The organism is Ruegeria sp. AP11 (assembly GCF_056535865.1).
Genome location: NZ_JBQFJB010000001.1, coordinates 802,713 through 816,842 on the forward strand (window position 1 = coordinate 802,713; position 14,130 = coordinate 816,842).

General features: G+C 59.7%; 15 protein-coding genes. 9 read left to right on the forward strand and 6 right to left on the reverse strand.

Annotated elements, in window-relative coordinates:
* Together ACR3E4_RS04035 and ACR3E4_RS04040 are read left to right on the forward strand one after the other, a co-directional pair.
* Complete coding sequence (locus tag ACR3E4_RS04035; RefSeq protein ID WP_480535632.1) at positions 1-921, forward strand: ABC transporter permease; 921 nt, start codon at positions 1-3, stop codon at positions 919-921.
* 32 nt (positions 922-953) lie between these two features.
* A complete protein-coding gene (locus ACR3E4_RS04040) occupies positions 954-2,027 on the forward strand; it encodes a BMP family ABC transporter substrate-binding protein (RefSeq protein ID WP_480535631.1) in 1,074 nt (357 codons plus the stop codon).
* A gap of 67 nt (positions 2,028-2,094) precedes the next feature.
* Here ACR3E4_RS04040 and ACR3E4_RS04045 read toward each other — a convergent pair whose 3' ends face one another.
* From ACR3E4_RS04045 to ACR3E4_RS04055, 3 genes are all read right to left on the reverse strand, one after another.
* On the reverse strand, positions 2,095-2,901 hold the full coding sequence (locus ACR3E4_RS04045; RefSeq protein ID WP_480535630.1) for a class I SAM-dependent methyltransferase: 807 nt from the start codon (positions 2,899-2,901) through the stop codon (positions 2,095-2,097).
* 158 nt (positions 2,902-3,059) lie between these two features.
* Positions 3,060-4,292, reverse strand: a complete 1,233-nt coding sequence (locus ACR3E4_RS04050; protein ID WP_480535629.1) for an HlyD family secretion protein — start codon at positions 4,290-4,292, stop codon at positions 3,060-3,062.
* Between the two features lie 3 nt (positions 4,293-4,295).
* Positions 4,296-4,706, reverse strand: coding sequence for a hypothetical protein (locus ACR3E4_RS04055; RefSeq protein ID WP_480535627.1), 411 nt, complete (start codon positions 4,704-4,706; stop codon positions 4,296-4,298).
* 163 nt (positions 4,707-4,869) lie between these two features.
* Between ACR3E4_RS04055 and ACR3E4_RS04060 the strand changes: the two genes are divergently transcribed.
* The 3 genes from ACR3E4_RS04060 to ACR3E4_RS04070 are packed head-to-tail and all read left to right on the forward strand — an operon-like array spanning position 4,870 to position 6,847.
* Positions 4,870-5,937 carry an NAD(P)/FAD-dependent oxidoreductase gene (locus ACR3E4_RS04060; protein ID WP_480535626.1) on the forward strand — a complete coding sequence of 356 codons (1,068 nt, stop codon included), beginning with the start codon at positions 4,870-4,872 and terminating at the stop codon, positions 5,935-5,937.
* Positions 5,934-6,632, forward strand: coding sequence for a DUF938 domain-containing protein (locus ACR3E4_RS04065; RefSeq protein WP_480535625.1), 699 nt, complete (start codon positions 5,934-5,936; stop codon positions 6,630-6,632). Before ACR3E4_RS04060 ends, ACR3E4_RS04065 begins: the two co-directional genes overlap by 4 nt.
* Positions 6,611-6,847, forward strand: a complete 237-nt coding sequence (locus ACR3E4_RS04070; RefSeq protein WP_480567057.1) for a ferritin-like domain-containing protein — start codon at positions 6,611-6,613, stop codon at positions 6,845-6,847. The genes ACR3E4_RS04065 and ACR3E4_RS04070 overlap by 22 nt, the downstream gene beginning before the upstream one ends.
* Here the strand turns inward: ACR3E4_RS04070 and ACR3E4_RS04075 are convergent, their stop codons facing one another.
* Complete coding sequence (locus tag ACR3E4_RS04075) at positions 6,848-7,369, reverse strand: SH3 domain-containing protein (protein WP_480535622.1); 522 nt, start codon at positions 7,367-7,369, stop codon at positions 6,848-6,850.
* Between the two features lie 138 nt (positions 7,370-7,507).
* Between ACR3E4_RS04075 and ACR3E4_RS04080 the strand changes: the two genes are divergently transcribed.
* The 4 genes from ACR3E4_RS04080 (at position 7,508) to ACR3E4_RS04095 (ending at position 12,957) form a co-directional block, all read left to right on the forward strand.
* Positions 7,508-8,494, forward strand: coding sequence for a 2-hydroxyacid dehydrogenase (locus ACR3E4_RS04080; RefSeq protein WP_480535620.1), 987 nt, complete (start codon positions 7,508-7,510; stop codon positions 8,492-8,494).
* Between the two features lie 18 nt (positions 8,495-8,512).
* Positions 8,513-9,910: an FAD-binding oxidoreductase gene (locus tag ACR3E4_RS04085; protein WP_480535619.1), complete on the forward strand. Its 1,398-nt coding sequence runs from the start codon at positions 8,513-8,515 to the stop codon at positions 9,908-9,910.
* Between the two features lie 153 nt (positions 9,911-10,063).
* Positions 10,064-10,312 carry a hypothetical protein gene (locus tag ACR3E4_RS04090; RefSeq protein ID WP_480535617.1) on the forward strand — a complete coding sequence of 83 codons (249 nt, stop codon included), beginning with the start codon at positions 10,064-10,066 and terminating at the stop codon, positions 10,310-10,312.
* Positions 10,313-10,449: 137 nt separating this feature from the next.
* Positions 10,450-12,957 carry a GcvT family protein gene (locus ACR3E4_RS04095; protein ID WP_480535616.1) on the forward strand — a complete coding sequence of 836 codons (2,508 nt, stop codon included), beginning with the start codon at positions 10,450-10,452 and terminating at the stop codon, positions 12,955-12,957.
* Between the two features lie 80 nt (positions 12,958-13,037).
* On the opposite strand, the gene ACR3E4_RS04100 is transcribed toward ACR3E4_RS04095, so the two are convergent.
* A complete protein-coding gene (locus ACR3E4_RS04100; protein WP_480535614.1) occupies positions 13,038-13,574 on the reverse strand; it encodes a hypothetical protein in 537 nt (178 codons plus the stop codon).
* Positions 13,575-13,768: 194 nt separating this feature from the next.
* Complete coding sequence (locus ACR3E4_RS04105; protein WP_480535613.1) at positions 13,769-14,104, reverse strand: carboxymuconolactone decarboxylase family protein; 336 nt, start codon at positions 14,102-14,104, stop codon at positions 13,769-13,771.
* Positions 14,105-14,130: the final 26 nt, after the last annotated feature.

A 14,130-nucleotide genomic window follows, 5' to 3' on the forward strand; every position in this document is an offset into this window, starting at 1 on the left:
ATGGACCTTGGTGAAATTAACCCCATCCTTCTGATCGCCTCGCTGATGGTGGCCGCAACCCCCCTGCTTCTGGCCGCGATCGGAGAGCTGGTTGTCGAAAAGGCAGGCGTTCTGAACCTCGGCGTCGAGGGCATGATGATCGTGGGCGCAATCAGCGGCTTTGCGATTTCGGTCGAGACGGGCTCACCCTGGCTGGGCTTCGTCGCCGCGGCCATCGGCGGCGCCGTTCTGTCGCTGCTGTTCGTGCTGCTGACACAGGTGGCGCTGGCCAACCAAGTGGCCAGCGGTCTGGCGCTGACGTTGTTCGGTCTGGGGTTCAGCGCCCTGATGGGGCAGAGCTATGTCGGCGTCAAACCTCCCAGCATGGGCGACATCCATATCCCGGTGATCAGCGATATCCCGGTGATTGGCCCGATTCTGTTCCAGCATGACCCGATCCTTTATGTCGGTATCGCGCTGACCGCAGCTGTCTGGGCGGTGCTGAAATATACCCGTGTCGGCCTGATCCTGCGCGCGGTGGGTGAAAACCACGATGCGGCGCACGCGCTTGGCTACAAGGTCATCAAGATCCGCATCATGGCGATCCTGTTCGGCGGTGCCTGCGCGGGCCTGGGTGGGGCCTATATCAGCCTGATCCGCGTACCCCAATGGACCGAGGGCATGACCGCCGGTGTCGGCTGGATCGCCCTGGCACTGGTCGTGTTTGCCAGCTGGAAACCATGGCGGGCGTTGCTGGGTGCCTATTTGTTCGGCGGAATCACCGTGTTGCAGCTGAATCTACAGGCCGCAGGCGTTGCCATTCCGGTCGAGTATCTGGCAATGTCGCCCTACATCATCACGATCCTTGTGCTTGTGATCCTTTCGGCCGACAAGAGCAGCGCACCTGCCGCACTGGGCCGGACCTTCCATGCCTCGCACTAGGGGCCAACTGAACCAACCTGGGGAGTAACCACATGAAATTCAAATCACTTCTGACAACCGCTGCGATAGCGTTGGGTCTGGCGACCGGCGCTGTGGCGCAGGACAAGACCAAGGTCGGGTTCGTCTATGTCGGCCCGGTGGGCGACGGCGGCTGGACCTATGAGCACAACAAAGGCCGTCTGGCCGTGGAAGAGCATTTCGGCGACAAGGTTGAAACCGTGTTCGTTGAATCGGTGCCTGAAGGCCCGGATGCCGAGCGTGTGATGACTCAGATGGCGCTGGAAGGCGCGGACCTGATCTTTACCACCTCGTTCGGCTATATGGACCCGACCATCAACGTGGCGAAGAAATTCCCGAACGTGAAGTTCGAGCACGCCACCGGCTATAAGACCGCCGAAAACGTTTCGGTCTATTCGGCCCGCTTCTATGAAGGCCGCGCCGTGCAGGGTCACATTGCGGGCAACATGACCAAGTCGAACATCATCGGTTATATCGGCTCGTACCCGATCCCCGAAGTGATCCGTGGCATCAACTCGGCCTATATCCACGCCAAGAAGGTGAATCCGGACGTCGAATTCAAGATCGTCTGGGCCTACACCTGGTTCGATCCGGCGAAAGAGGCTGACGCCGCCACCGTTCTGATCGAACAGGGCGCAGATGTCATCCTGCAACATACCGATTCAACCGCACCGCAGGCCGCCGCGCAGGAGGCAGGCAACGTTGTCACATTCGGGCAAGCCTCGGACATGAGCGAATACGCCCCCTTCCCGCGCGTCTCGTCGATCATCGACGACTGGGCACCCTACTACATCGCGCGCACACAGGCGGTAATGGACGGTACCTGGGAAACCGTGAACACCTGGGACGGCATCCGGGAAGGCATGGTCGGGATTGGTGAGATTTCGGACGCTGTTCCGGCGGATGTCAAAGAAGAAGCGCTGGCATTGAAGGCCGCCATGGCGGCTGGCGAATACCATCCCTTCACCGGCCCGCTGAAAAAGCAAGACGGTAGCGACTGGCTGGCCGAAGGTGAAGTGGCCGATGACGGCACGCTGGCAGGCATGAACTTCTATGTCGAAGGGCTGGAAGGCGACATTCCACAGTAAGCGCATAAGCCAATCAATAACATCAAGGCCCGCGCGATTGCGCGGGCCTTTTTCCGTGCACCAAATATCAAGCGGAGGTCATCTGAAAGAAGTGCGCTTTCAGCGGCATGGTCGAAGGCTCCTGACCAAATCGCGCACGCATCAGGCCCGCAAGTTCACGCGCGATTTCATCATGATCGCCGCTGCGTTCGAGCACTTCAAAATAGGCTGGGCTGCCAAGCATCAGGCCCTGTGCGAAGCTGTAGTAACTATCCACAGACGGGGCGTGTTCAACGATCTCATGGTGTGGATCAACGAACCCCGCCTGGGCCACCTCATTCAGAATTTCCGGCGCATCGTTCAGCGAAAACGGAACCTTCATGAAACCCGGCGGGTCACCTTCGAACGCTGCTGACAATGTCTCGATCACCATCTCGGAATACGGGTTTTCAGCGTTTGTTCCCCATGTCGAGAACAAATACTGCCCTCCCGGCTTCAATACCCGCGCCGCTTCGGCATAGGCCTTGTCACGGTCGGGAAAGAACATGTGCCCGAATTGGCAGATAACCGCATCAAATGTCGCGTCTTCAAACGGCAGGTCCTGCGCGTCGGCGGTTTGAAAACGCACGTTATCCGCTTCAGAAAATTTCCCGCGTGCGATGTCCAACATCGGTTCGTTCAGGTCGGTGGCGACCACATGTGCGTCACCCAAAACTGTCGAAAGGTGCCGTGTTACGATCCCTGTGCCAGCCGCCAGTTCCAGTACGCGCTGCGGTGCAATGGCTGCAGTCTTATCAGCCATAACGCGGGCCATGTGATCGAATATGACCGGCCCCATCCCCCTGTCGTAATTTCCCGGGATATCACCCACAAATGCGGTATTCGTATCAACCATAGCAATCTCCAATCACCAAACCCATCCCCTGCCAGAAAAGCGGCCGAGGATAGGCTGGAGAAACTATAGCACAAACTGCACGCCCCCAGAGAAACCGTGACGTTCAAAAACAAACCGCTGGCGGTTTACTTTGGCTGAAAGGCGACTTCGGGACGTTATCAGTGCCCTCCCAGCACCAGAGTGTTCACCGGCATCAGGATCAAGCGCAGGCGCAGGCCCGCTGCGTGGACCACGCCGATCGTGTCGACCACATGCAGGAATGATTTCTCCCAGAATCCGAGGCCTTCTTCTTCAAGCTTGGCATGGTTATCCGTGTAGACATTCGCCAGACAGTTGCTGCCCGGCGGCACATCATCGGCCATGTTCTTGTAGAGCGGCTCAAGATAGACAAGGATCGAACCCGGATTGGTATTGGTCTGCACGTCGCGCAACTCGTCCGTGGGGCGAATCTGGCCCGAGGGGATGACATCCTGCACCTCAACCACCACGACAGGGATCACGGTGAAGGGTTTGGTCATGCAGCCCAGCTCTCCGATCATGCCGGGTTTGATGACCTGCGCGGAAAGCTGGTTGAACGCGGCCTGAAACCGGTTGTGGCCCGATGACGAAGGCACAAGGATACCGGCGGGGCGCAGCAGCGGACTGACATAGTCGCCGACCTGAAGACCAAACTGCTCGACCCGGCCCGTCACCCCGGCATTGATCACGGTCTTGTCCAGTTCGGTCAGGGCCGCATCCAGTTGGGCGTTGGCACTGTTGAGCTGCGCCGGGATCAGTTCCTCGATCTGTTGCACCACGGCGGCGCGCTGCGATTGCGCTGCGACCACTTTGGCCTCCCGCTCGGCCACGAGGTTTTCCAACCGGTCAATCTCGGCCATCCGCACCGCGCTGGACCCTTCGTCGCGCAGGGTGGTGTTACGCTCAAGATCTTCCAGCGCCTGATCCAGCGCCGCCTTGGCCCCGGCAATACCCGCCTCGGCCTCGGCCAGATCGGTCTCGGCCACTTTCAGCGAGGCCTGAACCTGCGCGATCTGCGCATGCGCCGCCTCGACCTGTGCGGTCTGGGTGAAATCCTCGATCCGGAAAATCGGCTGGCCTGCCGTGACGTGCTCGTTATTGCGCACATACACCTCGGACACGCGCCCGCCCAGTTGGGGCAGGATTGTCACGGTGCGGAAATAAGATGCCGCGGTTTTGCTGGAGGGGTGGAAGTAAAACAGCGTGGTAATGACCGTCAGCGCCAGAATGGCGCAGGTGGTCAGACCCCAGCGCAATTCATACCACATGGTGAACAGAGTAATCTCGTGCCCGATCCGCTTGCCTTGCACGAAGCGGCGGAACAGATAGTCGGGAAGCACCGTAATCAGGGCGCACAGCATAGTCTCGATCATGGTTCAGTGCCCCTGTGCCGTAGTTTCGTTGGTTTCAGGTTCTGGCTCAGGTACCGGTGCAGGGACCTGCCCCGGCGCCAGCGACCGGATTGCATCGGCAATCGAACGCAGGGGGGCGGCGAAATCGGGGAACTGGAAGCCTGCGACCAGAACCGCCGCAATCCAGAAGATGCCGTTATGAGTAAACAGCGCCAGCAGCGCCAGAATGCCAACCAGCTGGAATTGCGGGTGGTTGGTCTCGTGCGCCATTTTTTCCGGGATCGAATGCAGCGTGAAATACGCCACCCCGATCAGGACAACCACCGCAACGGTGAAAATCAGCATAAAGGTAAAAAGAAAATCACTGCCATCGGCTTGTGTAACATAAGACGGAATGTGGCCCGTCGCCATTGGATGAAGGTCTGCCGAGTCCACGTCTGTCTCCGAATCCGTTGTTTGGTGCACTTCAACCAGTCTGGCGGCATGCAATCAAGTTTCCAATACCCTGAACTTGTGTCTTTTCGGACGGCGATGCCCGTGCAATGGTCCGCGCAGTACAGTTTGTGCGGTTCCGAACACCGGAATCAGAAAGGTGCGAATGATCGATTTTCTGGTTATCGGCGGCGGCATCGCGGGCCTGAGCGCAGGGGCCCGTTTGTCGGCGCATGGTGCAGTCACCGTGCTCGAGGCCGAGGACGCCTTGGGCTATCACACATCAGGCCGCTCCGCCGCCTTGTTCGAACCGGAGTATGGACCAGAGACAGTTGTCGCGCTGAGCAAGGCGAGCGCCACCTATTTCGAAGAAAACGATTACCTGACCCCGCGCGGGCTGATGCTGGTTGGCGCGAAGGATCAGGGGGACCAATTCGAAAAAGACGTCGTTGATCTTGGTGTTGAGCCGATAGGGTTGGAAGAGGCGCAGCACTGTATCCCGATCCTGAATCCCGCGACGGTAGGGTATACCGCGCTCAGCCACAGCGCCCGGGATGTCGACACAGACCGCGTGCTGCAGGATTTCGCGCGCAAGATCCGGGCCAACGGAGGTCAGGTCCTCACGCGCCAGAAAGTGTCAGGTATTCGCAAGTCCGGGCACTGGATCATTGAGGCGCAGGACACGTTCGAAGCACGCCATATTGTGAACGCCGCCGGTGCCTGGGTGGATGAAATCGCGCTGATGGCCGGGATTGAGCCGATCGGGATCAGCCCGCGCCGCAGGTCGGTCGCGCGCATCCCCGCCCCGGGGGGTCATGATGTGCGCAACTGGCCGATGATGCTGGGTGTGGGTGAAAGCTGGTATGCCAAACCGGATGCGGGAAAGCTGCTGGTCTCGCCCGCGGAGGCCGACCCAACCACGCCGCATGACGCCTATGCCGATGATATGGTGCTGGCCGTGGGTCTCGCCCGTTATGAGGAAATGGTGACCGAGGCCGTTACGCGTGTTGAAAGCAACTGGGCCGGTTTGCGCAGTTTCTCACCCGATGGAACTCTGGTCCTGGGGCCGGACCCGGCGGACCGGTCATTCGTCTGGTCTGCAGCACAAGGCGGATACGGGTTCCAGACCGCGCCTGCCGCGTCCCAACTGGTCGCCGATCTGGTGTCGGACTCGACGCCTCAGATCGACCCGGCCGTGGTTGCTGCGCTGAAGCCCGAAAGGCTGCGTCGATGACCGAAAGAAAACTGCCTGCAAATGCCAGCGTGGCCCATGACGGCGACGGCGCGAAACTGATTGCGCCTGCGGCCAGCCGGAATGCCGCCGTTCTTTGCGATCTGTTGGACCGCATCGCACCTCACACGGGCAATGCACTGGAACTCGCAAGTGGCACCGGGCAGCACGTCCAGGCGTTTGCCCAGCGCCTGCCCGGCCTGACCTGGCAGCCCAGCGAGATTGCCGAGGAACGGCGCGCCAGTATCCGGGCCTATATTGATGGGCTGAGCAACGTCGCCGCGCCGGTCCATTTGGATGCAACCGCTGCGGGCTGGCACACCCGATTTACACCCCAGGACCTTATCGTTCTGATCAACCTGCTGCACCTGATCAGCTGGGCCGAGGCAACGACACTGGTTAGCGAGGCTGCGCTGGCCCTGAAACCCGGCGGCCATCTTGTCCTTTATGGCCCGTTCATGCGTGACGGCAAGCTGACCAGCGACGGAGACCAACGCTTCCACGATGCGCTGACACAGCAAGACCCCGAGATCGGCTACAAGGACGATGCCAAGATACTGGGGCTGTTGCATAGAAATCAGCTCGGGTTGATTGAAGTCGCTGAGATGCCCGCCAACAATCTGGCTTTCGTCGCTAAACCGAATATGAATCTGCGGTCGATGTGCTGGAACAGGCCTTGTCACAGGAACAGACGGTGACCGGGCAGATCAATGCTTTGTTTGAACTGGCACATTCCGAGAAGGAATACAGCACGCAGAACATGCTGAACTGGTTTCTGGCCGAGCGGATCGAGGAAGAGGATTTGTTCTCAACGATCCTCGACAAGGCAAAGGCAGCCGGTGAGGATCGCTGGAATCTTCTGCTGTTGAATCAGGAACTGGCGCAGCGGGGCGACAGCGGGGCGGGGGAATAGCTACTCCCGAACCTCGGCGGCATCGACGCCCCAGAGGTTGGCCTTGAGGGTCCAGCCGCGATAACCGCCTGCTGAGATTCGGCACCAGTCGGGGGTGCAGGTGCCCAGACGCGCCACCACTCCGGTCTCGAAATGGGCGTTGATCTGCGCGTTGGGGTCCGGCGTTGCGTAGACGGGCAACATATCCGATTCAATCAGCACCGTGCGGACGCCCGACAGCAGCGCGTAATGGACCCATCCACCGGCGCCGTCGCGGTCCTGCACCTTCCGCCAGTTGCCGTATTCGGCGGTGATCTGCAGCGGCATGCCGCGCCGCTTGAACACCCAGTCGATTCGATGGGTCAGGGACGGGCCGCGGCGAACATTGCCCTCGGCCGCTTTCATCGAGACATAGCGCGGCAGCGGCAGGTTGGTCACCGGGCCGCGCCTGTCCTGTGCGGATGCGGTGGTTGCGGCAAACGCGATCAGCAATGCGGTAAGCACCGCCACCACACTGTAATTCACTAAAATACGCGCACTCACTGCCTGCCTGCTCATTTGCCTGTCGATCGTGTTTCGAAAAAAGGTCGAGCCTATGCCCTAGGGGTTCTTGTGCCCCGTCTCATCCTGCGCCACGATGCCATGGCGCGCGACTGATTGCAAAGCGGTAGGAGAGCTGAGGTGCCAAGAGAACGTCTGAGTGTTGTCGTTACGCGACGGTTGCCCGAAGCAGTGGAAACCCGGTTGAGTGAGCTGTTCGACGTGCGCCTGCGCGACGATGATACGCCAATGACCCGCGAACAGCTGGTTGCGGCGGTGAAAGAGGCCGATGTGCTGGTGCCGACCATCACCGACACCATCGACGGCGGTATTCTGGGTCAGGCGGGCGACAAGCTGCGCCTGATTGCAAACTATGGCGCCGGGGTCGACAATATCGACGTGGCAACTGCCCGCCAGCGGGGCATTCTGGTGTCGAACACACCCGGTGTGCTGACGGACGACACTGCAGACATGACCATGGCGCTGATCCTGGCCGTGACACGCCGTATCCCCGAGGGGTTGGGCGTGATGCAAAAGGGCGACTGGGAAGGTTGGGCGCCGACGGCATTGCTGGGTGGCCGGGTCGGCGGGCGACGTCTGGGCATTCTGGGTATGGGCCGGATCGGGCAGGCCGTGGCCCGGCGCGCCAGCGCCTTCGGAATGCAGGTGCATTACCATAACCGTCGCCGCCTGCGCCCCGAGGTCGAGCAGGAACTGGAGGCGACCTATTGGGAAAGTCTGGACCAGATGGTGGCGCGGATGGACGTTATTTCGATCAACTGTCCCTCGACCCCCTCGACCTTCCATTTGATGAATGCGCGGCGATTGAAGCTGATGAAACCCTCAGCGGTGATCGTGAACACCTCACGCGGAGAGGTGGTGGACGAGAATGCGCTGACCCGGATGATCCGCTCGGGCGAAATCGCAGGGGCGGGGCTGGATGTTTATGAACACGGTACTGATGTGAACCCGCGCCTGCGGCAACTGCCCAACGTGGTGCTGCTGCCGCATATGGGCTCGGCGACGTTGGAGGGACGGGTCGAGATGGGCGAGAAGGTGATTATCAACATCAAGACGTTTGAAGATGGTCATCGCCCACCGGATCAGGTCGTGCCCGCGATGCTGTAGGTGCACAGGGGGAACATGATGGTGCAGGCATCCACTCTGCCACGAAATGAGGCCGGGATCGAAACGGTGATCGGAGTGTTGAAGCAACGCTTTGGAGATCGGCTGCAAACTGGTGCGGCGATCCGCGAACAGCACGGCCATACGACCACATGGATCGAGAATCAATACCCGGACGCGGTGGTGTTCCCGCAATCTACTGAAGAAGTAGCCGAGATTGTGCGCGCTTGTGCTGCGCATAAGGTGCCGGCGATCCCGTTTGGCACCGGAACCTCGCTTGAAGGGCATGTGAACGCGCCCGCAGGTGGGCTGTCGGTTGATCTGACCCGAATGGACAAGATTCTGGCGGTTAATGCGGGGGATCTGGATTGCACCGTGCAGCCCGGCGTGACCCGCGCCGATCTGAACACGCATCTGCGCGATCAGGGTCTGTTCTTTCCGATTGATCCGGGGGCCAATGCCTCGCTGGGTGGTATGGCGGCGACCCGCGCCTCGGGCACCAATGCGGTGCGGTACGGGACGATGAAGGACAATGTGCTGAGCCTTGAGGCGGTCATGCCCGACGGACAGATCATCCGCACTGGTCACAGAGCACGCAAATCTTCGGCCGGATACGACCTGACCCGCCTGTTGATCGGGGCCGAGGGGACGCTGGGGATCATCACCGAGATCACGCTGCGCCTGCAAGGCATTCCCGAGGCGATCAGCTCGGCCCGCTGTTCCTTTCCAACTGTGGATGCGGCCTGTCAGGCGGTGATGATGACCATCCAATACGGCATTCCAGTGGCCCGGATCGAGCTGCTGGATCAGATGTCGGTGCGCGCCGCCAATGCCTATTCGGGGCTTGATCTGCCAGAAACACCGCTGTTGCTGCTCGAGTTTCACGGATCAGAAAGCGGTGCCACGGAACAGGCCGAAACCTTCGGACAGATCGCCGAGGAATTCGGCGGCACGGATTTCGCCGCGACCTCGACCACGGAAGAGCGCACCAAGCTTTGGCAGGCGCGGCACGATATGTATTGGGCCTGCCTGCAAATGCGTCCCGGCGCCAGTGGCATTTCGACCGATGTCTGCGTGCCGATCTCGCGTCTGGCCGAATGCGTGACCGCTGCCCAAGACAAGGCGCAGGAACTGGGGTTGCTGGCCCCGATTGTCGGCCATGTCGGCGATGGAAACTTTCACACTCTGCTGCTGATCGATATGCAGAACGCGAAGGAAGTTTCAGCGGCAGAAGATTTCGTTGGGTGGTTGAACGATCTGGCGATCTCGATGGACGGCACCTGCACCGGAGAGCACGGGATCGGGCAGGGCAAACGGCCCTATCTGGTCAAAGAGCTTGGTATTGCGACAGACTACATGTCTGCGATCAAAGCAGCGCTGGACCCTGATAACATCATGAATCCGGGCAAGATTCTTTGATCGATCTTGCGTGCCGGCCATAACGGCGCTCGCAATTCTGAGCGAGTGATCCGGGCCAGAGCGGTATTTGAGTCTGAGGTCATTCTTGGCCGCTCTGCGTGTCATTAGGCATTGTTGGTTGCCTGTGTGGTTGCAAGACAGAACAATCTGCAAATGGCCCACGGCAAAGCGATTGAGGTGCTGCTGTGCTCGGACCAGAGCCATGCCGAGAACCAAGCCGAAGTCCGGACGCAAGGTAAAGGATTTCTGCGGGGGCCGATGGACAAGCTGCCCAAGTTCGGCTCAGGAAGCTGTACGGAGGTTGCCAAGATCACGGAAGTCCGCGTGCACGAAGGGGGTGGGTCCGCGTCGTCCTGCAACATGTTCGGCTTGCTCAATTGCTGCTCGGTCGGCAAGAACTGAGTCGTTGATCCGCGCCAAAAGGTGAGCTGCGGCATGTGCGGGTCGTTTTTCTTATATCACTGGTCGGATGAATGTCGCGCGGGGGGCGGCAAATGCGCCATATGGTGTCAACTGAATTCAAGGGGAGACACCCGGCTATGAAAACCCAAGTCAAAGCACTGGTCGTTGGCGGCGGCGCCATCGGCACCTCGATTGCCTATCACCTGGCCAAGGCGGGCTGGGACGACGTGATGCTGATCGAGCGGGACGAGCTGACCTCCGGTTCCACCTGGCATGCCGCCGGTCTGCTGCCGCTGTTCAACATGTCCTATGCGACGACCCACATTCACAAGTACTCGGTCGATTTCTACAAGACGCTTGAAGAAGAGACCGGCCTGAACGCGGGCTTTGCCGTGGTTGGCAACCTGCGCATGGCGCAGACGCAGGATCGCATGGACGAATACATGCTTTATGCGTCCACCGCCGAGACCTGCGACGTAAAATACGAATGGCTGACCCCGGATCAGATCAAGGAACGTTGGCCGCTGATTGAAACCGGCGACCTGAAAGGCGCGATCTATCACACCGAAGACGGCTATATTAACCCCGCCGATGTGACGCAGGCGATGGCCAAGGGCGCCCGTCAGCGTGGCGTCGATATCGTCCGCAAGCTGCAGGCCGATGCCTTCCACTGGAACGGCACCCATTGGGAAGTCACCTGCACCAAGATGGTGGAAAAAGGCGGCAACCTGGTCGAAAGCGATGAGCAGGTTGTGATCACCGCCGAGCATGTGGTGACCGCATCGGGCAACCATGCGCAGCGCACCGCCAAGATGCTGGGCATCAAGATGCCTGCCATTCCGGTCGAGCACACCTTCATCGTCATGGACAAGGACCCCGAACTGGTCAAATGGCGCGAAGCGGGCAACCCCGAACACCCCGTTGTGCGTGACGCCGACAACGAATCCTACGCGCGCGAAGAACGCGGCGGCTGGATTCTGGGCATCTACGAACACGGCGCCCCGGCCCGTTTCGAATACGGCGTACCTGACAGCTTCCGCGCCGACCTGTTCCCGCTGGATCTGGACCGTATCGCCGAGCAATACATGGCGATGGCAGAACGCGTGCCTTCTTGCGCCGAATCCGGTCTGAAAGACGATTTCAACGGCCCGATCTGCTACACCCCCGATGGCAACCCGCTGGTTGGTCCGGCTCCGGGCCTGCGCAACATGTGGCTGGCCGAAGGCTTCAGCTTCGGCATCACCGCCGCAGGCGGCACCGGCTATTATCTGGCTCAGATGATGGTCGATGGTGAAGCCGAGATCGACATGGCCTCGCTGGACCCCAAGCGGTACTCGTCCAACTGGATGACCACCGAGTTCGCGGCCCGCAAGAACGAAGAGTGCTATGAGCACGTCTATATCCTGCACCACCCGGATGAAGAGCGTGAAGCCTGCCGTCCGCTGCGCACTGTTCCGGCCTATGACCGTCAGAAAGCGCGCGGCGCGCAGTTCGGTTGGGTGAACGGCTGGGAACGTCCGAACTATTTCGGCCCCGTTGATGCGCCGGACAATTTCGACAAGGAAAGCCGGTCTTTCCGCCGGGGTGGCTGGTGGCAGTATGCCGTCGAAGAAGCCAAGGCGATCCGCGAAGGCGTTGGCCTGATCGACGCTTCGGCCTTCACCAAGCACGTCGTCAAAGGCCCCGGTGCGACCCAATTCCTCGACTGGTTCACCTGCAACAAGCTGCCCAAGGTCGGACGCATCAACCTGACCTACGCGCTGACCTCGCACGGCACCACCCGCACCGAATACACCATCGTCCGCAATGGCGAGAACAACTACTATATCGTCTCTGCCGGTGCTTGGACCGAGTACGACGCCGACTATCTGCGCAAGGCGGCCGAGGACAAGATGGAGGAGTTCGGCTACATCGAGATCCAGGACGTGACCACCCAATGGGGCGTCTTCGCCATCGCAGGGCCCAAGTCGCGTGATGTTCTGAAGGAGGTCATCAAGGACGCCGACCCGGAAACGGCACTGTCCAACAAGCGTTTCCCGTGGCTGTCGGCCCGCCAGATCGAACTGGGCATGTGCCCGGTCAACGCTATCCGTGTGGCCTATACCGGTGAGCTGGGTTGGGAACTGCATCACCCGATCGAGATGCAGAACTACCTTTTCGACCTGCTGGAGAAGGCGGGCGAAAAGCATGGCATGAAACTGGTCGGTGCGCGTGCCCAGAACTGGTTGCGTCAGGAGAAATCCTATCGCGCCTTCGGCACCGAACTGGGCCGCGACGCGACCCCGCTGGAAGCCGACCTGCCGCGCTTTGTCGATCTGTCGAAGGACTTTTACGGCAAGGCCAAGCTGGAAGAGACCGGTGTGCGCGTGAAATGCTGCACCCTGCTGATCGACGGACCGGACGACGCCGATCCGTGGGGTCGCGAAGTGCTGTATACTCCGGAAGGTGAGCGTGTTGGCCGTCTGACCTCGGGCGGTTACTCGGTTGCGTTCGAGAAATCCATCGGCATGGGCTATGTGAAGCCCGAACTGGCGGTTGAGGGCACCAAGCTGCAGGTCAAGATTCAGGACAGATTGTGGGATGCGGTCGTGACCTGCGACAGCCCCTACGACCCGAAGAACGAAACCATCCGCAAAGACGGTTAAATTGAAAAAGCCCCGGTGAAAACCGGGGCTTTATTCATGGGCGCGGCGGGAAATTCTGCCTGCCACACACGTCAAATGATCTAGTTGTACAGTTTCAATCGCGCCAACAAGGTCTCTGCTGCGTTAACCAAGGGGCGGCATTCAAGCGAAACGACCTGAATGAAACGTCCGCTGACATAGGTCTGGACGTAGTGGCCTGACCACCCGGCGCTGCAGGATCTTTTAATGTTAAGCTGGTCGTTGCCTTTGTAGTTTACTGAGAACTTTCCAAGAGAAACCTCGCTAAAGGTCGAGCGGTATTCAGCTTTGCGGGTAATCTTGGAAATACCTTTGAAACTGGTTTCGGGAAACGGTTCCTCGATCAGGACATTCGTACGGTTTGGCTCCCCAAGATAGATTGTCAGGCCGCTTCCCGGATCATGCGTATAGTCAACAATCAAAGTCGTATCGGCTGTGTAACCTCTGGGAAGTTCAACCTCCGAAATCGCCTGACTTTTATCAGCAGGTACAAATCGGCTGGCCAGAACATCGCAGAGAAAACGGCCCCTGATCGGATCGTCCTGGGCCAGCAACTGCGCGGGAAACAGCGTCAACAGTATAGCTAGTAAGACTTTCATCGCGGCTACACCTCTGTGTGTATCCTAGCAAGAAAGGCCGAAAAAGTCACGATCTGGCACCGGGTTCGGCTCCGGCTATGCGGGGGCAAGAATGCCTGTGCTGTGTAAGCAGTTGAGTTCATTACCCCAGCAGGGGTGCCGTAAGGGGCGGCATTTGTCTTTGCCGCCCGGATAAGCAGCGTTTCCCGGGTTTGTCACGTGTTCAGTTCGTCAAAACACTCCAACGCTTTTGCGGCATACATCATGGACGGGCCCCCGCCCATCTGGATGGCCATGCCGAGCACGTCCGAAACCTCTTCCCGGGACGCGCCGGCTTTGATCAGGGCCTCGGTGTGCAATGTGATGCAGGGTTCGCATCTTACGGCGATCGACATGCTCAGCGCGATGAATTCCTTGGTTTTGTAATCCAGAGTTCCGCCTTCCTTGACCGATTTCCCCAATGCCCCAAAGGCACGGGCGGTGTCAGGAATGGCGCCGTTCAGATTGCGCAGACTTTTGCGGGTTCCGTCTAATGTGTCCTGCCATGTCATGATGCTGTCCTTTCTACATATCTCAA